We start from the raw sequence: 20,248 nt of genomic DNA, 5'->3' as shown, positions 1-20,248 counted from the left end.
CAATGACTTCCCCCCTATTAAGGCGTTTTCCTACGGAGTCTCAAGCCAAGCTCCTGACGCCTATATTCCGGCACCCTACAAGGGGTTATGATTGCCCAACCTCAGTGATGGCAGTTTGCTGCCCGTCGATCTTCAGCCTCTCTATATACCCAGGCGACCCGACCTCACCGAGACAGCGCACCCACAACCAGAAGAGGTTTTAACGTTGACGCCCTCCATGATCGCCCTGCTTGTCGTCGCCGGGATCGCACTATTGATCGCCATCGTCTACATCAACCATGTAGTGGAAAACAACAAACTGGAGAAGGCCCGCCTCAAGGTCGAACTCAATGACCGCGTGCGCCGCTGCAGCGAGGTCAACGAAACGTTTCCCGGGCAACTGATGTCCCCTGCCCTCAAACTGCTGATCACGCGCCTGGAACTCAACGCCCTGCAGCGTCTGTTACTGCTGCACAAATCCAGCGCCGACTTGAAGGCGCAAGTGGCCGAACTCACGGGCTTGATTGGCAAAGGCGAGTCGATCCCGGTCAACAACCCGCCCAACCCCATCATGAGCGAGGCCAAGGCCAAGGACGTGCGCTTCTTGCTGGAAACCCTGCACGGCCAGATTACCCGTGCTGCGCAAGATGGTTTTCTGCCTACTAATGAAGCCAAGCAATGGCTTAAAGAGATTCGCCACTTGCTGGTGGTGGTGCATATCGAGTTCTTCAACAACCTGGGCAAGCTGGCCTTACAGAAAAACCAGCCAGCCCAGGCCCGCCTGGCTTTCGAGCGCGCCGTGCAGTATTTGCGCAAACAGCCGGTGCCGGCCATGTACAACGCCCCGCTGAAGGACTTTGAAGCACAGCTGGCCCGCGCCGACGCCCAGGTGCAAAGCGCACTTGCGCCGAACACAGGCGAAGTGAACGAGCTGACTGAAGGCTTGAAAACCGACGAAGCCGATGCGGACTGGAAAAAGAAGTCGATTTACGACTGAGCCCCTCATATCAAGAGGTGGGAGCGGGCTTGCTCGCGATGGCATCATCGGGTACTCCCTGGAGACCGCGCTGCCTGCATCGCGATGCAAGCCCGACCCCACAACATGACGCCCACGGCAAATCGCACGAACATACGCGGCACTGAGACTTAGAAATTCGAATCAAGACCCGGGACGGGTCAGAGGGCGTAACACACAAAGGCAGCCGCGCGGGCTGCCTTTGCGTTTGACGTCAGGCTACCGGATTGATTTCTTTTTCCGGGTACCACACGTCCAGCAGCGGGCTGACTTCAACGGTGGTCAGCTCTGGACGCGCCTTGAGCCAGGCTTCAACAGCTGCACGCTGTTCTTCGCTGACCGAGCCGCGCTTCTGCAGGCAAACCAGACCGTAGTCGTCGCCGCCAACATAACCCAGACCGTTGGCTTCCATGGCTTCTGCCAGGAAAGCTGCCAGGAATGCATCGATAGCCTCTTCCGACAGGTCTTCTTTGAAATCCAGGTTCAGCTCAAAACCCAACTCCTGAAATTCATCAACGCACAGTTTTTTGCGCAGACGCTGGGAACGATTAGTAGCCATTGAACAATCCTCTTAAGTAATAACGGGCGGCACTTTAGCAGCTTCGGCCGCCCGGCGCCCGGTTCCGTGTGAACGGTTCATCGTTTTCTATACTTTATCCACCAAACCCTGTAACAGGTGGATGCACAAGCCCGACAACCTTGGGGCATAATGCCAACACTTTTATGACCATTGAGGGAACTTTTCATCATGCCCTCGTATTTTTCCCCCTCGCCTGCAGGGTTTTACTTCATATGATCAAATCTTTACGGCCACTGCTTCTCGCCAGCTTTTTCCTGCCACTGGCTTTCGGCGCCAACGCCGCCCCCGTCAATACCACCCTCACACCAAAAGTTCAGCAAGCGCTCAAAACCAACAAGCTGGGCGACGACGCCTTGTCGCTAGTGCTGCTGCCCCTCAGCGGCCCCGGCATTCCAACCGTTTACAACGCCGACGTGTCCATGAACCCGGCCTCCACCATGAAACTGGTGACCACCTACGCGGCCCTGGAAATGCTCGGCCCGACCCACCAGTGGAAAACCGAGTTCTATACTGACGGCACGCTCAACAACGGCATTCTGCAAGGCAACCTGTACCTCAAGGGCGGCGGCGACCCCAAGCTCAACATGGAAAAGCTCTGGCTATTGATGCGCGATCTGCGCGCCAATGGCGTGCAACAGATCACCGGCGACCTGGTGCTCGATCGCAACTTTTTCAATCAGCCGCAACTGCCGGTGTTCAACGATGACGGCAATGACAAGAACAAGCCCTTCCTGGTCAAGCCCGACTCGTTGATGGTCAACCTCAAGGCCTTGCGCTTCGTGGCCCGCAACGATGGCGGCAAAGTCCTGATCTCGGTTGAACCACCGATTGCCAGCATCAAGATCGATAACCAGGTCAAAGCCGTCAACGCCAAGCAATGCACCGGCGATGTGCGCTATAACCCGGTCACACAAGCAGACGGCTCGGTGATTGTCACCGTCAGCGGGCAACTGGCTGATGGCTGCAACTCGCAGACTTATCTGTCCTTGCTTGATCACGCGACCTACACCGCAGGTGCCGTGCGCGCCATCTGGAAAGAGCTGGGTGGCAGCATCCAGGGCCAGGACCGCCAGGCCAGCGTGCCAAAAGGTGCCAAGTTGCTGGCACGCGCGTTCTCGCCTGACCTGGCCGAGATCATTCGCGACATCAACAAGTACAGTAACAACACCATGGCCCAGCAGTTGTTCCTGAGCCTGGGCGCGCAGTTTCGCAATGACGCCGACGGTGACGACGCCAAGGCCGCACAGCGCGTAGTGCGCCAGTGGCTGGCGAAAAAAGGCATCACTGCGCCGCACCTGGTCATGGAAAACGGCTCCGGACTGTCGCGGGCTGAGCGTGTCAGCGCACGGGAAATGGCGCAAATGCTCCAGGCAGCCTGGAAAAGCCCCTACGCTGCCGAGTTCATCAGCTCCATGCCCATTGCCGGCAAGGACGGCACCATGCGCAAACGCCTGAAAACCACGGCCATGAACGGCCAGGCGCATATCAAGACCGGCACGTTGAATACCGTGCGGGCCATTTCCGGTTTTAGCCGCGACAGCAACGGCAACACCTGGGCAGTGGTCGCCATCCTCAACGACCCTCGCCCGTGGGGTGCCTCGGCAATTCTCGACCAGGTGCTGCTCGACCTGTATCGCCAGCCGCAAGTCCCTAACAGCGCGGTATCCATCGCCCAGTAGGGCATTGGCCAGGCAATAAAAAACGCCCCTGACCTTGCCGATCAGGGGCGTTTTTTCTGTGGGAGCGGGCTTGCCCGCGATGCAGGCGGCACGGTTAATCAGGCAAACCGCGGCGACACCATCGCGAGCAAGCCCGCGCCCACAATCACGTCAACGACTCTCAGCGTGCCATGATTTTCCAGGCACGGTGGATTTTGCTGTTGCGGGCAAAGTCCGGGTCGATGGTGCTGGCAGTGATTTCTTCAACCGAGTAACGCGCCTCCAGGTGTTCATCAAGAATGAACTTGCGGAAGTTGTTCGAGAAGTACAGCACGCCACCCGGCGCCAGACGGGCCATGGCCAGATCCAGCAATTGCACGTGATCACGCTGCACATCGAAGATACCTTCCATGCGCTTGGAGTTGGAGAAAGTCGGCGGATCGATAAAGATCAGGTCGTACTCTTCGCGGCAGGCATCCAGCCACACCATCACATCACTTTGCTCCAGACGGTTCTTGTCCGAGAAACCGTTCAGGGACAGGTTGCGACGCGCCCAGTCCAGATAGGTTTTCGACAGGTCAACGCTGGTGGTGCTGCGCGCGCCGCCCTTGGCTGCATGGACGCTGGCCGTTGCGGTGTAGCAGTACAGATTGAGGAAGCGCTTGCCCGCAGCCTCTTTCTGGATGCGCATGCGCATCGGGCGGTGGTCCAGGAACAGACCGGTGTCCAGGTAGTCGGTGAGGTTGACCAGCAGCTTGACGCCGCCTTCATTGACCTCGGTGAACTTGCCCTGGGCACTCTGGCGCTCGTACTGCTTGGTGCCGCTCTGACGCTCGCGGCGCTTGACGATCACCCGGCTCTTGTCGACGTTCAGTGCCTGCGGGATGGCCGCCAGGGCATCGAACATGCGCTCCGAAGCCTTTATCGGATCGATGGACTTGGGTGCCGCGTACTCCTGGACGTGAACCCAGTCGTGATACAGGTCGATTGCCATCGAGTATTCAGGCATGTCGGCGTCGTAGACACGGTAGCAATCGATACCTTCGCGCTTGACCCACTTGCCCAGCGCCTTGAGGTTCTTTTGCAGGCGATTGGCAAACATCTGCCCGCCTTCGCTCAAGCGCGGCTGCTCGATCACCACCGGGGCCGGCTTGATCGGGTTGCCGTTCTTGTTGAACTTCTCGTACTTGGTCGGCGCTTCGATGTTGGAAGGCAGATCGGACTCGGCCTGCTCACGCTCAGCCTGACGCTGCTCGGGAGTACGACGCTCGCCGGTCACGAACTGATCCGGCACCACTTTGATCAACAACAACTTGCACGGCAAGGCGCCGTTCCAGAACGAATACTGCTTGTGGCTGCGGATGCCCATGCGCTTGCCCAGGTCCGGGGCACCGGTAAACACCGCCGCCTCCCAGTTCAGACAGGCCTGACGCAGGCGTTCGCCGAGGTTCTGGTAGAGGTAGAGCAGGCTCGCCTCATCACCCAGGCGCTCGCCGTACGGCGGGTTACAAATCACCAGGCCTTTCTGGTTCTGGTCCGGGCGCGGCTCGAAGGTCGCGACTTCGCCCTGGTAAATCTTGATCCAGTGGCTCAGGCCCGCACGCTCGATGTTATTGCGCGCTGGCTGGATCAGGCGCGGATCGGCTTCATAACCACGAATCCACAGCGGTGGCTTGGCCATGCCGATCTCGGCGCGCTCGGTGGCTTCGTCGTGGAGTTTTTTCCAGATGGCCGGAATGTGGCCGAGCCAGGCATCGAAACCCCAATGGATACGATTGAGGTTCGGCGCCATATCGGCGGCGATCATCGCACCTTCGACGAGGAACGTACCCACACCGCACATCGGGTCAGCCAGGGCAGCGCCTTCGGCCGCCATGCGCGGCCAGCCGGCACGAATCAGAATGGCTGCCGCGAGGTTTTCCTTCAGCGGTGCCGCACCCTGCTGCAGACGGTAGCCGCGCTGGTGCAGGCTGCTGCCCGACAGGTCCAGCGACAGGATGGCTTCGCCACGGTCCAGGCGCAGGTGGATGCGCATGTCGGGGCTGATCTTGTCGATCGAAGGACGCTCACCGCTCGGCGTACGCAGCTTGTCGACGATGGCGTCTTTTACCTTCAACGCACCGAAGTGGGTGTTGTCGATACCCGAACCGTGACCACTGAACTCAACGGCCAGGGTGCCATCCGGGACCATATGGTCTTGCCAGTCAACGTCCAGCACACCGTGGTACAGGTCTTCAGCGTCCTTCATCGGGAAACGCTTGAGCACCAGCAGCACACGGTTGGCAAGACGCGACCACAGACACAGGCGGTAGGCAGTTTCCATATCCGCCATGCCTCGAATGGCCGAGGTATGCTCGCGGGCTTCCTCCAGGCCTAGGCCGGTGGCCTCTTCGAGGAGCAGGCCTTCAAGGCCTTTGGGGCAGGTAAGGAAGAGTTCGTAACGATCCGACATGGGATTCCTGAGCTTTAAGCTATCTGTGAAGAGGCAACGCATTGCCTGCTCCGTTTTCAATCAAGCGCTTTTCTTGAAGAGCGCTCGCATGGCACGAAACTGTGCCGTTCCACCGAAGCGTCATTCATGCCTTGTGGCACGAAGAGTTTAGACGCAGAGGCAGGTCATTTATCGAGAAACAACTGGTCATATTCAGACCCTTCGTCGAATAGTACCCCATTGAAACAGGCGGTTATTCACGGCAGAGAATGAAACTCATCAGCTTTGCAAACACTCGCCCTATCAGGCTTTGGTCGTAATTCGCAGCGAAAAAGCGACCTTACTTATGGCCTTAACACCATTATCGTTACGTCCTTATGACAAAACGATCATTCACACGCCTTGGCGCATTGGTTAGAACTCAACACAGGTTATGGCCGCACAGGCCCTGACGAAATGCTCGCCACGCCGGCAGCGAGCACACCAACGGCAGAACACTCTGCCCCGACCTCAGGAAGGTCGACGCTAAATAAAACAGTCAACAAGTGAGGGCAATACCCTATGAGAAGACTTAAGCGTGATCCGTTGGAAAAAGCGTTCCTACGCGGATATCAATACGGTGTTACTGGAAAATCCCGCGAGCTTTGCCCTTTTACTCTACCGTCGGTACGCCAAGCCTGGATTAACGGCTGGCGCGAAGGACGCGGCGACAACTGGGACGGTATGACTGGCACTGCGGGCATCCACAGACTCAACGAACTTCACGCTGTCGGCTAACTCTGGGCAAGATCCGACATCACCTTGAAGCTGTACCGACTCAACCTTGCCGTCCTATCCAGGCGGCGGGCTTCGGCCCAAGGGCTCCTTAGGGGAGCCCTTTTTATTGCCTGCCAATCAACGTGGCAAGGCAGAAATGGCGTCGACCGACTCACGAATCAAGGCCGGGCCCTTGTAGATAAAGCCCGAATAGATCTGTACCAGGCTGGCACCCGCAGCGATCTTCTCAGCCGCGTGCTTGCCTTCGGTGATTCCGCCCGCAGCGATAATTGGCATACGCCCTGCCAGCTCACCGGCCAGCACGGACACCGTGTGAGTGCTTTTCTCGCGAACCGGTGCGCCAGACAGGCCACCCGCCTCGTCGCCATGCTCCATCCCTTCCACACCCACCCGGCTCAGTGTTGTGTTGGTGGCGATAACCGCGTCCATACCCGTCTCCAGGAGCGCCTGAGCCACGAGCACGGTTTCTTCGTCGGTCATGTCAGGGGCGATCTTGATCGCCAGCGGTACGCGCTTGCCGTGGCGCTGTGTCAGTTCGTTCTGACGCACCTGTAGGGCTTCGAGCAATTGCTTGAGCGAATCACCGAATTGTAGGGTGCGCAAACCTGGGGTGTTGGGCGAGCTGACGTTTACAGTCACATAACTGGCGTGCTCATACACCTTGTCCAGGCAAATCAGGTAGTCATCGACCGCACGTTCAACCGGCGTGTCGAAGTTCTTGCCGATGTTGATACCCAGGATACCGCTGTACCTGGCTGCCTGAACCCGCGTCAGCAGATGATCAACGCCAAGGTTGTTGAACCCCATGCGGTTGATGATCGCTTGTGCTTCAGGCAGTCGAAAAATACGTGGCTTGGGGTTGCCCGGCTGAGGACGCGGCGTCACGGTGCCGATCTCAACAAAGCCAAAGCCCAGCTGTGCAAAGCCATCAATGGCCGCACCATTTTTGTCCAGCCCCGCGGCCAGGCCGACCGGGTTCGGAAAATCCAGCCCCATCACCGTCACTGGCAGCCTTGCCGGCGCCTTGCACAACAAACCGTTAAGCCCGAGACGGCCACCTGCGCCGATCAAGTCCAGGGACAGGTCGTGGGAGGTTTCAGGGGAAAGTTTGAAGAGCAACTGGCGGGCCAGGTTATACATGGGCTGATTGGACTCAAAGGGTTACTTGAAGAGAGCGCGATTATAGCTGCGCGCTTCGCTAAATCACAGGCAAAGAAAAACCCGGCCGGAGCCGGGTTTTTCTGAACAGCCTAGCTAAAAATTACTTAGCTTCTGCTTGAACGGTAGCTTCTACGCGACGGTTCAGAGCACGGCCTTCTTCAGTTGCGTTGCTTGCAACTGGGTTAGCTTTACCGTGGCCGACTGCGTCTACACGGTTAGCTGCAACACCTTGGTTAACCAGGGCTGCACGAACAGCGTCAGCACGACGCTGCGACAGTTTCTGGTTGTAGGCGTCAGGACCAACACTGTCGGTGTAACCAGCAACAGTAGTGGTGGTCGCAGGGTACTGCTTCATGAAATCAGCAACGTTGTTGATGTCAGGCATGTACTGCGATTTAACAACCGACTTGTCGAAGTCGAATTTCACGTCAAGTTCAACGCGAACAACTTCAGCGATCGGAGCTTCTGGTTCTGGCTCAACTGGTGCTGGAGCTGGAACTGGAGCAGGAGCGACTTTACCGCCGTTGCCGCCGAAGTTCACACCCAGACCAACGGTAGGAGCGTAGTCCCACTTGCCGTTGTCCAGTTTGTAGTCAGCTTCAACGCCAGCACGGGCGAACAGGTTGTCAGTGATGTACCACTTAACACCAGCGCCTGCAGTCAGGAAAGTCGACTTGTCGCGACCGCTGTGGCCGTCAGCCTCAACGTTGGTCATGCTCTTGTGAGCAACACCGCCGGAAACGTATGGACGCAGAGCGTCGCCTACGGTGCCGAAGTGGTACTGAGCGTTCAGACCAAAGTTGTCGCCTTTGATTTTCTGGTGGCCAGTGCCGTCATTCGAACGGGTGTGGTTGGTGGTGTCGTAGGTCAGGTTCAACGAAACGTCGTCGGTCAGGAAGTAACCGATCGATGCGCCTGGGTTGTAGCCGTCTTCTACGTGCTTGACGCTGTCGTTGTACTGTTTTTTGTAGAACAGTTCACCCTCGACCGCGCCTTGGCCTTGTGCCAGGGCACCGAACGAAGTTGCGGCTACAAAGGAACCAATGGCAATGCCCAAGGTGTTTTTCAGTTTCATCCGTTAAATCCCCATCTGGTGATTGTAAAGCAGTCCCACAACCGGGGGACAACTCGGCGGCAAGTCTATCAGACCTTGCCTACACGTAGAGCCATTTGCGCTGAACTAAGTTTCAGCAATGCCTGCAAATTTCTCACGCAATTTATCAAGAGCACGCTTGTAACGCATCTTTGTCGCGCTCAAACCCATATGCATTATGTCTGCGATTTCCTGAAATTCCAGTTCTGCGACAAATCGCAGCACCAAAATCTCTCGATCAATCGGATTCACATGCACCAGCCAGCGATCAAGCCCGCCCTTTTCCTCAGGTTTCGGCGCCTTTTCTTCGGACGCTTCCTCGAGGGGGTCAATGCTTAATGCGTCCATCAAGCGACGCTTTCGCCGTTCCTTGCGATACTGCGTAATGCATTCGTTGTAGGTGATGCTATATAGCCATGTCTTGAATTTCGACTTGCCTTCGAAATTCTTCAAACCGTACAGCACTTTCAGCATGACTTCCTGACAGACATCATCAGCGTCTCTATCGTTCCCTAAATACCTTGAACAAACGTTGAACAAAGTACGTTGATAGCGGCGCATCAGCTCTTCATAGGCGCGCGTGACGTGAAACAACTCATCATGCGAGCGCGCCACCAGCTCCTCATCAGAGAGCTCGCGGGGGTCATAGCGCATGGATAGCGATTGGGCTTTATTCAAAACGAGTTGTGCCAACAGTCAGGTCAATGTCCGCCGCAGCCTTTGAATCATGGCTATTTTTGCGGCGGCGTACATTAGCAGGGTTTACCGCCTTAGCGGCTGGTTACATGCTGCTCCAACAAGATCCGGTTCGAGATGGAGACTAGCTCACCCTCATCGGTCAGCAACGTGGTTTTAACCGTGCCAATTTCCTCGATCTGCCCTTCGACCTCGCCCACACGCACTTCTTGCCCTACTTGATACAACTCACGCACATAGATCCCCGCCAGTATCTGACCCGCGATTTCGCGGCTGCCCAGCCCCATTGCCAGTGCAATCGCCAGACCAACGGTAATCAACACAATCACAATCACATGGTTCAGCAGGTCGGTTTTGACCTCAAGCTGGCTGATAGCCACGGAAATACTGATGATGATCACCAACCCCTGAGTCACCCGACCCAGGCCGCTGGCGTAATCAAAACCCACGCTCTCGGCAGCGCCACGCACCAGGCCGTTGAGCACCTGGGCCAGCAACACACCTGCCAGCAGAACCAGCAGCGCACCAAAGACCTTGGGCAGATAGACCGTCAACAGGTCCAGCGCAGATGATACGCGGTCCAGCCCCAGCGACTGCGCCGCCGAAACCAGGAACACCAGTAACACAAACCAGTAAACAATCTTGCCAATCAGCGTCGAAATGGGCACCTGGATGCCGACTCGAGCCAGAATCTTGGTCAGGCCGGTACCGCCCATCAAGCGATCAAGACCCAGTTTGGCGAGTAGCTTGGACAGCAGGGCGTCAAGCAGTTTGGCAACCACGAAGCCCAGCAGTACCACCACCAACGCACCGAAGAGGTTGGGAATAAAGTTCGCAATCTTGGTCCACAAGGCAGTCATCGCCGCGACCAGGCTTTGGGTCCAGACATTCAATTCCATGTTCAATCAGCCTTATCAACAGGGCGAGCAGCAGGTTTGCGTCGCGAAACGGGCGCAATATGAGCCGAACCGCTGTTCAAAGCAATCATCAGTGCTTGCATCCAGCGGCCCAACAGGCTGAAAAGGTCCCCCGCACCGACCTGGCGGTTGGCGGTTTTCAGCACGCGGCCCAGGCAAGCGTCGTCGTCCCGGTTGGACGGCTCGGCCTTGAGCATTTCACGCAACGACTGTTCAAACGGATCGTGCATAAGCACCTCTCGGTAAGTCAGTAAAAGACGAAGGGACATTTGCCGGGGTCACATTCACCCCGATCACAGCCACTGCAAACGGCGATAAAACCACCATTGCCCCGCCCCGATCACCAGCATTACAGCGCAGGTTATCGCAAAGCCATAGGAATCATCGGAGAACGGCACGCCGCCCACATTAATGCCCAGCAAACCGGTAATAAAGGTGATCGGCAGGAAGATCCCCGTGAGCACACCAAAGCGGTACATGATGCGGCTCATGCGCACGTTCAGGCGCCGGTCTTCCGACTCGAGCACCAGCCCCACGCGCTCGCGGGTCAGTTCAAGCTCTTCGAGATAGCGGGTCAGGCTGTTGTTCAGCTCGTTCCAGTAATCGGCATCATCGGCGCTGAACCAGGGTAATTTTATACGCGTGAGCTGACCGAAAATATCCCGCTGCGGGGCGAGGAATCGACGCAAGGCGGCCGCCCTTCGACGCACCTGCAACAACGCGTTGTGATCAGGGGTATACCGTTCGTCGGCATCTATTTTGTCTTCCTCGTCATCGACGATTTCTGACAGCTCGCCGATCAAGTCCTGCACCTTCAGTGTCAGGTGCTGGGCCAGATACAGGATCAATTCAGAGGGGTTTTTCGGGCCTTCGCCCTGGGAAAACTCATTGAGCAACTCATCGGTCGCCCGCAGCGGTCGCATGCGCAGCGAAATCAAGCGCTGCGCGCTGCCGAAAATACGCAGCGACACCATGTCTTCCGGCTCTGCGCCCGGGTTCAGATTGACCCCGCGCATAAACAGCAGCAGTTCATTGTTGGGGGCGGGCACCAGGCGCGGGCGGGTATTTTCTTCAAGCAGCAGGTCACAGTTGAAATCACTCAAGCCGCTGGAGTCGCGCAGCCAGCTCTGGGTTTGCGGGTGGCTGCGATCCCAGTGCAGCCAAAGGCTTTCGTGGGCCTTTAACTGAAGATCGTTCAGCTCGGTGCGCGCAATCGAACGCGCACCACCTTCACCATCCAGCACCAGCGCGTGCACCAGCCCCCATTGAGCGTTTTCTTCTTCGAACATCCGTGATCCTTAATGGTAATGCGTTTAGCCCGGCATTTTCAGAGCAGTTGGCGAGATGATAACGCCGTTGTTGTCGGCGTAAATGAATTCTCCGGGGCGAAACGTGACACCTGCAAACGTGACCGGCACATTGACATCGCCAACACCGCGGCGGTTGCTCTTGAGCGGGTGGCTGGCCAAGGCCTGCACACCCAGAGCGGTTTGCGCGAGCACATCGACGTCGCGAATGCAGCCGTAAATGATAATACCTTCCCAGCCATTTTTTGCCGCCCGATCCGCAATCATGTCGCCCAGCAAGGCATGGCGCAGGGAACCACCGCCATCGACCACCAGCACTTTGCCTTCTCCGTTGAGTTCGGCCTGCTCCTTGACCCGGGAGTTGTCCTCAAAGCACTTGATGGTCACGATCTCGCCCCCGAAGGAGTCGCGCCCGCCGAAATTGCTGAACATCGGCTCAAGCACCTGCACCAGTTCAGGGTAGGCATCGCACAGATCGGGGGTGATGTAGTGATTCACGGGAAAGCTCCTGTTTGGGGTGGGCACAACAGCGAAACAACGATTGCACTATGGTTATAGACGCTTTGGCGCAGGCTGGCTTTAAAAGTCGTGCAGGCTACTAGTGACAACTAATATCACACAAAAGAACAAGTTATGACCACCTCGCGATATCGGGTCACTCGCTATCCGTAGCAGCACACACTGATGCCAACAGGCCGGCCGGTCGGCCGCCTCGGCGGCTTTTGATCTGCTTTTGATCTACCGCCCCATCGGGAGGCCGAGAGGAGGTTCTGTGGAGTGGGTCGACCGGCATGGATGCCGGGAGAGCCGCGATGGGCCAGGGATGGCCCGTGGCGGCGGGCCCACGGAGCTAACCTGCGCGAGGGAACCTGAGCGCAGCGAAGGCCGTACGCCAGGGGCAAGGCCTTTTTGGTTCCTTTTGTGGCTGTTTGACAAAAGGGACTCGCCGTAAGGGCGAAACCAATATTCCAGTTATATGCAAATGCCGGATATGTACGCGAATTAACTGTTTTCCTGTAGTCGCTGACGAGCGGAGCGAGGCTGCGTCCGGTTGCGCAGCGACCGTAAAATCTGAGCCTGGGATTTACCTGAACGAGCGCAGTGTCCGGTTTTACGAGCGCTGCGCACTCGATCGCAGCCTCGCTCCGCTCGTCAGCGACTACAAAGTCTGAAAGAAATTTCAACTGTGGGAGCGAGCCTGCAACAGAGTATCTACAACGATTTCGTAGTGCCTTTTAGTAGCCAATCACGCACCAACGGCCATACTTCCTGCTGCGCAGGCTGGCTGACCAGCATTTCGACGTGACTGAAATCAGAGCTGAAACCCTGCTCACGGCCCAGTACCACGAATGTACGCCGCTCAGACCCCAGTTGGTCGAACAGCTTGCGGCATGCCCACTCCGGCGTTTGCCGGTCACCCACGGCTGCCACTACCAGCGCCGGCACCTGAACCTCGGCCAAACCGGCCCACCAGTCACGCTCGGCATCCTTGAAACGCCCCATAAAACCATTCCAGCGCAGGGTTTCCAGGGCAATGCTGACCGGCTCGTCTTCCGGGCCACGCTTGAGTCGCGTCCCCGACAACTGTGCAAAACGCCGCAACAATAAATATGCACCCCACTGCACAGGAGGGATTTTCAACGACCAGTAGCGCCGATTGATCTGACAGCCAAAAAATGCCGCCGAGGCCACGTCCATCTCGCTCAGGTACTTGCCGCCCAAGGCCGCTGCCAGGCTGATAGCCCCCTGGGAGTGGCCGATCCAGCGGGGAACCTGCCCGCTTTGCTCACGAACAAAGGCCGCTATGGCCGGCAAATCGTACCGGGCATAGTCCGCCACGCGGTTCTTGCTCCAGCTGACATTGCGCGACGACAGGCCGTGGCCGCGCATTTCCGCCAGCCACACATCAAACCCGGCACGCGCCAGATAAGCGCCCAGCCCCACGCCCTTGGGTGAGTACCAGAAGCGCCGGTTGGAAAAACTGCCATGCAACAGAATAACCGGCACGCCGCGTACCTGGCTGTCGTCGGCCATGCCCAGCCGGGTGACCACCAGCTCAACGGAGATATCCGGGCTGTTGGCGGGTTTCAAGCGATAGACATCTTCGCTCAGGTCGCCCCGACGCTCAGCGCTGATCAGGGCAACGGGAAAAAGGAGACTGCTGCTTTGCATAATGCTCTTGCACAAAAAAGGGCGACGCTCATAAAGAACTCGCCCTACCACTGCCTATAAAGAGCAGGGCAGCCTCACGGCTGCCCTGCTCTTCTCTCAACGACTCAAGCCTTGGCTTGACCTTCTGCCAGGAAGAACCAGGTTTCCAGCACGCTGTCCGGGTTCAGGGAAACGCTTTCGATGCCCTGCTCCATCAGCCACAGCGCCAGGTCCGGGTGATCGGACGGGCCCTGGCCGCAAATACCGATGTACTTGCCTGCCTTGTTGCACGCCTGGATGGCGTTGGACAGCAGCTTTTTAACCGCCGGGTTACGCTCGTCAAACAGGTGCGCGATCACACCGGAGTCACGGTCCAGGCCCAGGGTCAGCTGGGTCAGGTCGTTGGAGCCGATGGAGAAACCGTCGAAGTACTCCAGGAACTCTTCAGCCAGGATCGCGTTGGACGGCAACTCGCACATCATGATCACGCGCAGGCCATTTTCGCCGCGCTTGAGGCCGTTTTTGGCCAGCAGGTCGATCACCTGGCTCGCTTCGCCCAAGGTACGCACGAACGGCACCATGATTTCGACGTTGGTAAAGCCCATCTCGTTGCGTACACGCTTGAGCGCACGGCACTCGAGCTCGAAGCAGTCACGGAAGTTTTCGCTGATATAACGCGAAGCACCACGGAAACCCAGCATCGGGTTTTCTTCTTCCGGCTCGTAGAGCTTGCCGCCGATCAGGTTCGCGTATTCGTTGGACTTGAAGTCCGACAGACGCACGATCACTTTCTTCGGGGTAAATGCGCCAGCCAGGGTGCTGATGCCTTCAACCAGTTTCTCAACGTAGAAACCCACTGGATCGCTGTAACCGGCGATGCGCTTGTCGACGCTGTCCTTGATTTCCTGTGGCAGGCCATCGTAGTTCAGCAGCGCCTTGGGGTGTACGCCGATCATGCGGTTGATGATGAACTCCAGGCGGGCCAGGCCCACACCGGCGTTCGGCAACTGCGCGAAGTCAAAGGCACGGTCCGGGTTGCCGACGTTCATCATGATCTTGAACGGCAGGTCCGGCATGGCGTCCACGGAGTTCTTCTTGATATCGAAGCCCAGTTCGCCTTCGAAGATAAACCCGGTATCGCCTTCAGCACAGGAAACGGTAACGCCCTGGCCATCCTTCAATAGCTGGGTGGCGTTGCCACAACCCACCACGGCCGGGATGCCCAGCTCGCGGGCGATGATCGCCGCATGGCAGGTACGACCGCCACGGTTGGTAACGATGGCGCTGGCGCGCTTCATCACCGGCTCCCAGTCAGGGTCGGTCATATCGGAAACCAGCACGTCGCCCGGCTGGACTTTGTCCATTTCCGAGACGTCCTTGATGATGCGTACCTTGCCTGCGCCGATGCGCTGGCCAATGGCACGGCCTTCAGCCAGTACCGTACCGGTTTCCTTGAGCAGGTAGCGTTCCATGACATTGCCGGCGCTGCGGCTTTTCACGGTTTCCGGGCGCGCCTGAACGATGTACAGCTTGCCGTCATCACCGTCCTTGGCCCACTCGATGTCCATCGGGCACTTGTAGTGCTTCTCGATGATCATGGCCTGCTTGGCCAGTTCACTGACTTCGGCGTCGGTCAGGCAGAAGCGCGCGCGATCGGCTTTTTCAACATCGATCACCTTGACCGATTTGCCGGCCTTGGCTTCGTCGCCGTAGATCATCTTGATGGCTTTGCTGCCCAGGTTGCGACGCAGAATCGCAGGGCGGCCAGCTTCCAGGGTTTGTTTGTGGACGTAGAACTCGTCCGGGTTTACCGCGCCTTGTACGACGGTTTCACCCAGGCCGTAGGCGCCGGTAATGAACACTACATCACGGAAGCCCGACTCGGTGTCCAGGGTAAACATCACGCCCGCAGTGCCGGTTTCGGAGCGCACCATGCGCTGTACGCCAGCCGACAGGGCGACCAGTTTGTGGTCAAAGCCCTGGTGCACGCGATAAGAAATGGCGCGGTCGTTGAACAGGGAGGCAAATACCTCCTTGGCCGCACGAATGACGTTTTCAACGCCACGGATGTTCAGGAAGGTTTCTTGCTGACCGGCAAAGGAGGCGTCCGGCAAGTCTTCGGCGGTGGCCGAGGAGCGCACGGCGACGGCCATGTCCGGGTTGCCCTGGGACAGCGCAGCAAAGGCGGTACGAATTTCGGCGTTGAGCTTCTCCGGGAACTCGGCTTCCATGATCCATTGACGGATCTGTGCACCGGTTTTGGCCAGGGCATTGACGTCATCTACATCGAGCGCATCCAGCGCAGCATGGATCTGGTCGTTCAAACCGCTCAGTTCGAGAAAATCACGATAGGCCTGAGAAGTCGTGGCGAAGCCACCGGGAACTGAAACACCAGCGCCTGCAAGATTACTGATCATCTCGCCGAGGGATGCGTTCTTGCCCCCCACATGCTCCACGTCATGGGCGCCGAGCTTATCGAGGGAAACTACGTACTCTACCAAGGTGATCTCTCCACTAACGGTGTTGGGAAAAGCTCAGGGCGCTGGATGCTCATCATGAGTCATCGCAGCGATTGTGGCCTGGACCTGGAAAATAAGTGACACTGCCTGTCATGTAGCGCGACAAAAGCGCGCCTATCATATCCAAGAATCGTCACCAGCTTAAGGCCCAAGGCGCAAATGAAACGATCTGCTTTCTTTATATCCGATGGCACCGGCATTACAGCCGAAACCCTGGGCCAGAGTTTGCTGGCACAATTCGAGAATGTGACCTTCAGCAAATTCACCCGCCCCTACATAGACAGCGTGGAAAAAGCGCGGGCAATGGTGCAACAAATCGATAACGCCGCCGAAAAGGACGGTTTCAGCCCGATTATCTTTGACACCATCGTTAATCAGGACATTCGCGAGATCCTCGCCACGTCCAACGGTTTCATGATCGATATCTTCTCCAGCTTCCTGGCTCCGCTGGAGCAGGCACTGGGCGAGCATTCCTCTTACTCAGTGGGCAAGTCCCACTCCATTGGCCACAACTCCAACTATATGGAGCGTATCGAGGCAGTGAACTTTGCCCTCGACAACGACGACGGCGCCCGTACACACAAGTACGACAAGGCCGACCTGATCCTGGTGGGCGTGTCCCGTTGCGGCAAAACCCCCACCTGCCTGTACATGGCCATGCAATTCGGCATCCGCGCGGCCAACTACCCGCTGACCGATGACGACATGGAAAGCCTCAAGTTGCCGGCGGCACTGCGTGAACACAAACACAAGCTGTTCGGCCTGACCATCGACCCGGACCGCCTGACCGCCATTCGCAACGAACGCAAGCCCAACAGCCGCTACTCCAGCTTTGCCCAGTGTGAGTTTGAAGTGCGTGAGGTTGAACGCCTGTTCCAGCGCGAAAACATCCCGCATATCAACTCCACGCATTTCTCGGTGGAAGAAATCTCGGCCAAGATCCTGGTGGAAAAAGGCGTGGAGCGGCGTTTCAAGTAACAGCCCTGAGGGCCTGTGGGAGCGGGCTTGCCCGCGATCGCATCAACGCGGTCATACGCCAAGACCGCAGCGCCTGCATCGCGAGCAAGCCCGCTCCCACACCGTCTCAAATCACCAACAAATCCACAAACCGGTTAACCGGCGTGGCTTCCAGCGCTGCCTGATCCTTGCACAGGGCAAATATCTGCGCACAGCGCTGGCCCACGAACCGGGTCGCCAGGTTGGTCCTGAACTTGTCCTCCAGCAATGGAATCCCCTCGGCCCGGCGCCGGCGATGGCCAATCGGGTACTCCACCTCCACTTGCCCGGTGCGGGTGCCATCGGTGAAAAACACCTCGATGGCATTGGCAATCGAGCGCTTGTCCGCCTCCAGGTACTCGCGGGTGTAGCGCGGGTTTTCAACCACTACCATTTTGTCCCGCAACTGGTCGATGATCGGATGGGCCGCGTGAAAATCGTCCTCGTACTGCTCGGCGATCAAATTGCCAAAGGCCAGCGGCACGGCGGTCATGTACTGAATGCAGTGATCACGGTCCGCTGCGTTGGCCAATTTGCCTTGCTTGGAAATGATCCGAATCGCTGATTCGTGGGTTGTAATCACGATTTTTTCGATGTCGTGCAAGCGATCCTTGACCTGCGGGTGCAGGGTCACCGCCGCTTCACAGGCCGTTTGCGCATGGAATTCGGCCGGGAAGCTGATCTTGAACAGCACGTTCTCCATCACATAGGTGCCGTAGGGCTGGCTCAGGCTGAACTGACGCTGACCTTCGGGCTTGAGCGCCAGGTCCTTGTTGGTATGGCTGAACAGCACATCATAAAAACCCCATTGCGGCGCTGTCAGCACCCCGGGAATCCCCATTTCACCGCGCAGGGCGATATCGGCCAGGCGCACGCCACGGCTCGACGCGTCCCCCGCCGCCCAGGACTTGCGCGACCCGGCGTTCGGCGCATGACGATAGGTGCGCAACGCCTGGCCATCCACAAAGGCATGGGACAGTGCCGACAACAACTGCTCGCGATTGGCGCCCATCAGCTTGGCGCACACCGCCGTCGAGGCGACCTTGACCAGCAACACATGATCAAGGCCGACACGATTGAAGGAGTTTTCCAGGGCCATCACGCCCTGAATCTCGTGAGCCATGATCATTGCGTCGAGCACCGCCCGCATCGTCAACGGCGCTTCGCCATTGGCTACGCGCTTTTGCGACAGATGATCGGCCACCGCCAGAATGCCACCCAGATTGTCTGAAGGATGGCCCCACTCTGCGGCCAGCCAGGTGTCGTTGTAATCCAGCCAACGCACGATGCAGCCGATGTCCCATGCGGCCTTGACCGGATCCAGACGATACGAAGTGCCCGGCACCCGGGCACCAAACGGCACCACCGTGCCTTCGACAATCGGCCCCAGGTGCTTGGTGCATTCCGGAAAACGCAGCGCCAGCAGGCCACAGCCCAAGGTATCCATCAGGCAGTTGCGGGCAGTATCGAGGGCTTCGGGGGAGGTGATGGTGTAGGTCAGGACATAATCGGCAATGTCCTGCAAAACCTGGTCGTAATCGGGGCGGTTATTGAGGTCGACGTTGGCGCTCATGGGGCAGTCTCCAAAGAGTGGGTAAGGGTCGTGTTCCATCCTCAGGTTCATCGTGACTTTGCGGGTCTGAAATGCCCGCTTGATGGATCAAAATCAAAAGCCCCTCTCCCTGGCCCTCTCCCGAAGGGAGAGGGTTGGGGTGAGGGCAAAAGGGTTCACCCGATCAAAAAGAATCCCCCGGCACCCGCACCCAACCTTCCATCAGCACCCGCGCACTGCGGCTCATGATGGCCTTGGTAACGGTCCACTGGCCGTCCACCTGACGGGCCTCGGCCCCCACGCGCAAGGTGCCCGAGGGATGGCCGAAACGCACGGCGCTGCGCAATTCGCCACCCGCGGCCAGATTGACCAGCGTACCCGGAATTGCTGCAGCGGTACCGATGGCCACCGCTGCAGTGCCCATCATGGCGTGGTGCAACTTGCCCATCGACAAGGCCCGCACCAGCAAATCCACGCTCTGGGCACTGACCGGCTTGCCACTGGACGACACATACGCCGCAGGCGGCGCAACAAAGGCCACCTTGGGTGTGTGCTGGCGCTTGGCCGCGTCTTCCAGCTTGTCGATCAACCCCATGCGCAGCGCCCCGTGGGCGCGGATGGTTTCGAACATGGCCAGGGCTTTCGGGTCGCTATTAATGTCGTTTTGCAGCTCTGCACCGCTATAACCGATATCCCGGGCATTGACGAAAATCGTCGGGATCCCGGCATTGATCAGGGTCACGTTCAGGGTTCCGACGCCCGGCACCTCAAGGTCATCGACCAGGTTGCCGGTGGGGAACATCGAACCGCCTGCGCCCTCTTCATCCGCTGCCGGGTCGAGAAACTCCAGTTGCACTTCGGCCGCCGGGAAGGTCACGCCATCGAGCTCAAAATCACCGGTTTCCTGCACCGCACCTGCGGTGATCGGTACATGGGCAATAATGGTCTTGCCGATATTGGCCTGCCAGATACGCACCACCGCCGTGCCGTTTTGCGGAATGCGCGCGGCATCCACCAAACCACTGCTGACTGCGAACGAGCCCACCGCCGCCGACAGGTTGCCGCAGTTGCCGCTCCAGTCCACGAACGGCTTGTCGATGGCGACCTGACCGAACAGGTAATCGACGTCATGGTCCGCGCGCAGGCTTTTGCTGACGATTACGGTCTTGCTGGTGCTGGAAGTGGCCGCGCCCATGCCGTCGATCTGTTTTTCGTACGGGTCAGGGCTGCCAATCACGCGCAGCAACAAGGCATCACGGGCTGCGCCCGGCACCTGAGCCACGGCCGGCAGGTCCAGCAGGCTGAAGAACACGCCCTTGCTGGTGCCGCCACGCATATACGTTGCGGGAATTCTGATTTGCGCTGGGTAAGCCATAACACTAAGTCCTGTAAAAGCCGGGGCACTTGGCCCCGGCG

General features: G+C 58.2%; 17 protein-coding genes. 4 read left to right on the top strand and 13 right to left on the bottom strand.

Going from position 1 to position 20,248, the window contains the following annotated elements:
• The first annotated feature begins 217 nt into the window (after window positions 1–217).
• The gene (locus BFC21_RS25125; protein WP_083369820.1) at window positions 218–976 is read left to right on the top strand and encodes a hypothetical protein; all 759 of its coding nucleotides are present in this window, start codon (window positions 218–220) and stop codon (window positions 974–976) included.
• Between the two features lie 232 nt (window positions 977–1,208).
• On the opposite strand, the gene BFC21_RS25120 is transcribed toward BFC21_RS25125, so the two are convergent.
• Complete coding sequence (locus tag BFC21_RS25120; RefSeq protein WP_016779918.1) at window positions 1,209–1,553, bottom strand: YggL family protein; 345 nt, start codon at window positions 1,551–1,553, stop codon at window positions 1,209–1,211.
• Between the two features lie 233 nt (window positions 1,554–1,786).
• Here BFC21_RS25120 and dacB point away from each other — a divergent pair, with 233 nt between their 5' ends.
• On the top strand, window positions 1,787–3,253 hold the full coding sequence (gene dacB / locus BFC21_RS25115) for a D-alanyl-D-alanine carboxypeptidase/D-alanyl-D-alanine-endopeptidase (RefSeq protein WP_088379243.1): 1,467 nt from the start codon (window positions 1,787–1,789) through the stop codon (window positions 3,251–3,253).
• 160 nt (window positions 3,254–3,413) lie between these two features.
• On the opposite strand, the gene rlmKL is transcribed toward dacB, so the two are convergent.
• Window positions 3,414–5,684 (bottom strand): bifunctional 23S rRNA (guanine(2069)-N(7))-methyltransferase RlmK/23S rRNA (guanine(2445)-N(2))-methyltransferase RlmL, encoded by a 2,271-nt coding sequence (gene rlmKL / locus BFC21_RS25110; protein WP_088379242.1) that lies wholly within the window; start codon window positions 5,682–5,684, stop codon window positions 3,414–3,416.
• 540 nt (window positions 5,685–6,224) lie between these two features.
• Between rlmKL and rmf the strand changes: the two genes are divergently transcribed.
• Window positions 6,225–6,440: a ribosome modulation factor gene (gene rmf, locus BFC21_RS25105; RefSeq protein WP_081481023.1), complete on the top strand. Its 216-nt coding sequence runs from the start codon at window positions 6,225–6,227 to the stop codon at window positions 6,438–6,440.
• 117 nt (window positions 6,441–6,557) lie between these two features.
• On the opposite strand, the gene BFC21_RS25100 is transcribed toward rmf, so the two are convergent.
• From BFC21_RS25100 to ppsA, 9 genes are all read right to left on the bottom strand, one after another.
• On the bottom strand, window positions 6,558–7,580 hold the full coding sequence (locus BFC21_RS25100) for a quinone-dependent dihydroorotate dehydrogenase (RefSeq protein ID WP_120266598.1): 1,023 nt from the start codon (window positions 7,578–7,580) through the stop codon (window positions 6,558–6,560).
• 121 nt (window positions 7,581–7,701) lie between these two features.
• Window positions 7,702–8,676, bottom strand: a complete 975-nt coding sequence (locus BFC21_RS25095; RefSeq protein ID WP_088379240.1) for an OmpA family protein — start codon at window positions 8,674–8,676, stop codon at window positions 7,702–7,704.
• A gap of 105 nt (window positions 8,677–8,781) precedes the next feature.
• Window positions 8,782–9,372 (bottom strand): RNA polymerase sigma factor SigX, encoded by a 591-nt coding sequence (sigX, locus tag BFC21_RS25090; RefSeq protein WP_029611289.1) that lies wholly within the window; start codon window positions 9,370–9,372, stop codon window positions 8,782–8,784.
• A 92-nt stretch (window positions 9,373–9,464) separates the two neighbouring features.
• Complete coding sequence (locus BFC21_RS25085; RefSeq protein WP_016779913.1) at window positions 9,465–10,289, bottom strand: mechanosensitive ion channel domain-containing protein; 825 nt, start codon at window positions 10,287–10,289, stop codon at window positions 9,465–9,467.
• 2 nt (window positions 10,290–10,291) lie between these two features.
• Window positions 10,292–10,537, bottom strand: coding sequence for a hypothetical protein (locus BFC21_RS25080; RefSeq protein WP_016779912.1), 246 nt, complete (start codon window positions 10,535–10,537; stop codon window positions 10,292–10,294).
• Window positions 10,538–10,600: 63 nt separating this feature from the next.
• Complete coding sequence (locus BFC21_RS25075; RefSeq protein WP_016779911.1) at window positions 10,601–11,596, bottom strand: CorA family divalent cation transporter; 996 nt, start codon at window positions 11,594–11,596, stop codon at window positions 10,601–10,603.
• 24 nt (window positions 11,597–11,620) lie between these two features.
• Window positions 11,621–12,112, bottom strand: a complete 492-nt coding sequence (gene rraA / locus BFC21_RS25070; protein ID WP_095005471.1) for a ribonuclease E activity regulator RraA — start codon at window positions 12,110–12,112, stop codon at window positions 11,621–11,623.
• Between the two features lie 714 nt (window positions 12,113–12,826).
• Entirely contained in the window at window positions 12,827–13,786 is a 960-nt protein-coding gene (locus BFC21_RS25065; protein WP_120266597.1) for an alpha/beta fold hydrolase, read from the bottom strand.
• Between the two features lie 104 nt (window positions 13,787–13,890).
• On the bottom strand, window positions 13,891–16,266 hold the full coding sequence (gene ppsA / locus BFC21_RS25060) for a phosphoenolpyruvate synthase (protein WP_083369818.1): 2,376 nt from the start codon (window positions 16,264–16,266) through the stop codon (window positions 13,891–13,893).
• A gap of 177 nt (window positions 16,267–16,443) precedes the next feature.
• Between ppsA and BFC21_RS25050 the strand changes: the two genes are divergently transcribed.
• The gene (locus BFC21_RS25050) at window positions 16,444–17,262 is read left to right on the top strand and encodes a pyruvate, water dikinase regulatory protein (RefSeq protein WP_016779906.1); all 819 of its coding nucleotides are present in this window, start codon (window positions 16,444–16,446) and stop codon (window positions 17,260–17,262) included.
• Between the two features lie 106 nt (window positions 17,263–17,368).
• On the opposite strand, the gene prpD is transcribed toward BFC21_RS25050, so the two are convergent.
• Together prpD and prpF are read right to left on the bottom strand one after the other, a co-directional pair.
• Window positions 17,369–18,853, bottom strand: coding sequence for a 2-methylcitrate dehydratase (gene prpD / locus BFC21_RS25040; protein ID WP_088379239.1), 1,485 nt, complete (start codon window positions 18,851–18,853; stop codon window positions 17,369–17,371).
• A gap of 163 nt (window positions 18,854–19,016) precedes the next feature.
• Window positions 19,017–20,207: a 2-methylaconitate cis-trans isomerase PrpF gene (gene prpF / locus BFC21_RS25035; RefSeq protein ID WP_095005467.1), complete on the bottom strand. Its 1,191-nt coding sequence runs from the start codon at window positions 20,205–20,207 to the stop codon at window positions 19,017–19,019.
• Between the last annotated feature and the right edge of the window lie 41 nt (window positions 20,208–20,248).

It is taken from the genome of Pseudomonas sp. TMW 2.1634 (assembly GCF_001703595.1).
Classification (GTDB): Bacteria; Pseudomonadota; Gammaproteobacteria; order Pseudomonadales; family Pseudomonadaceae; genus Aquipseudomonas; species Aquipseudomonas fragi.
This window is presented reverse-complemented; position numbering and strand designations above follow the sequence as displayed.

Excerpts from the sequence above, each read along its gene's own strand:
- BFC21_RS25125 (WP_083369820.1), top strand. The coding sequence starts at position 218 with ATGATCGCCCTGCTTGTCGTCGCCGGGATCGCACTATTGATCGCCATC.
- BFC21_RS25120 (WP_016779918.1), bottom strand. The coding sequence starts at position 1,553 with ATGGCTACTAATCGTTCCCAGCGTCTGCGCAAAAAACTGTGCGTTGAT.
- dacB (WP_088379243.1), top strand. The coding sequence starts at position 1,787 with ATGATCAAATCTTTACGGCCACTGCTTCTCGCCAGCTTTTTCCTGCCA.
- rlmKL (WP_088379242.1), bottom strand. The coding sequence starts at position 5,684 with ATGTCGGATCGTTACGAACTCTTCCTTACCTGCCCCAAAGGCCTTGAA.
- rmf (WP_081481023.1), top strand. The coding sequence starts at position 6,225 with ATGAGAAGACTTAAGCGTGATCCGTTGGAAAAAGCGTTCCTACGCGGA.
- BFC21_RS25100 (WP_120266598.1), bottom strand. The coding sequence starts at position 7,580 with ATGTATAACCTGGCCCGCCAGTTGCTCTTCAAACTTTCCCCTGAAACC.
- BFC21_RS25095 (WP_088379240.1), bottom strand. The coding sequence starts at position 8,676 with ATGAAACTGAAAAACACCTTGGGCATTGCCATTGGTTCCTTTGTAGCC.
- BFC21_RS25085 (WP_016779913.1), bottom strand. The coding sequence starts at position 10,289 with ATGGAATTGAATGTCTGGACCCAAAGCCTGGTCGCGGCGATGACTGCC.
- BFC21_RS25080 (WP_016779912.1), bottom strand. The coding sequence starts at position 10,537 with ATGCACGATCCGTTTGAACAGTCGTTGCGTGAAATGCTCAAGGCCGAG.
- BFC21_RS25075 (WP_016779911.1), bottom strand. The coding sequence starts at position 11,596 with ATGTTCGAAGAAGAAAACGCTCAATGGGGGCTGGTGCACGCGCTGGTG.
- BFC21_RS25065 (WP_120266597.1), bottom strand. The coding sequence starts at position 13,786 with ATGCAAAGCAGCAGTCTCCTTTTTCCCGTTGCCCTGATCAGCGCTGAG.
- BFC21_RS25050 (WP_016779906.1), top strand. The coding sequence starts at position 16,444 with ATGAAACGATCTGCTTTCTTTATATCCGATGGCACCGGCATTACAGCC.
- prpD (WP_088379239.1), bottom strand. The coding sequence starts at position 18,853 with ATGAGCGCCAACGTCGACCTCAATAACCGCCCCGATTACGACCAGGTT.
- prpF (WP_095005467.1), bottom strand. The coding sequence starts at position 20,207 with ATGGCTTACCCAGCGCAAATCAGAATTCCCGCAACGTATATGCGTGGC.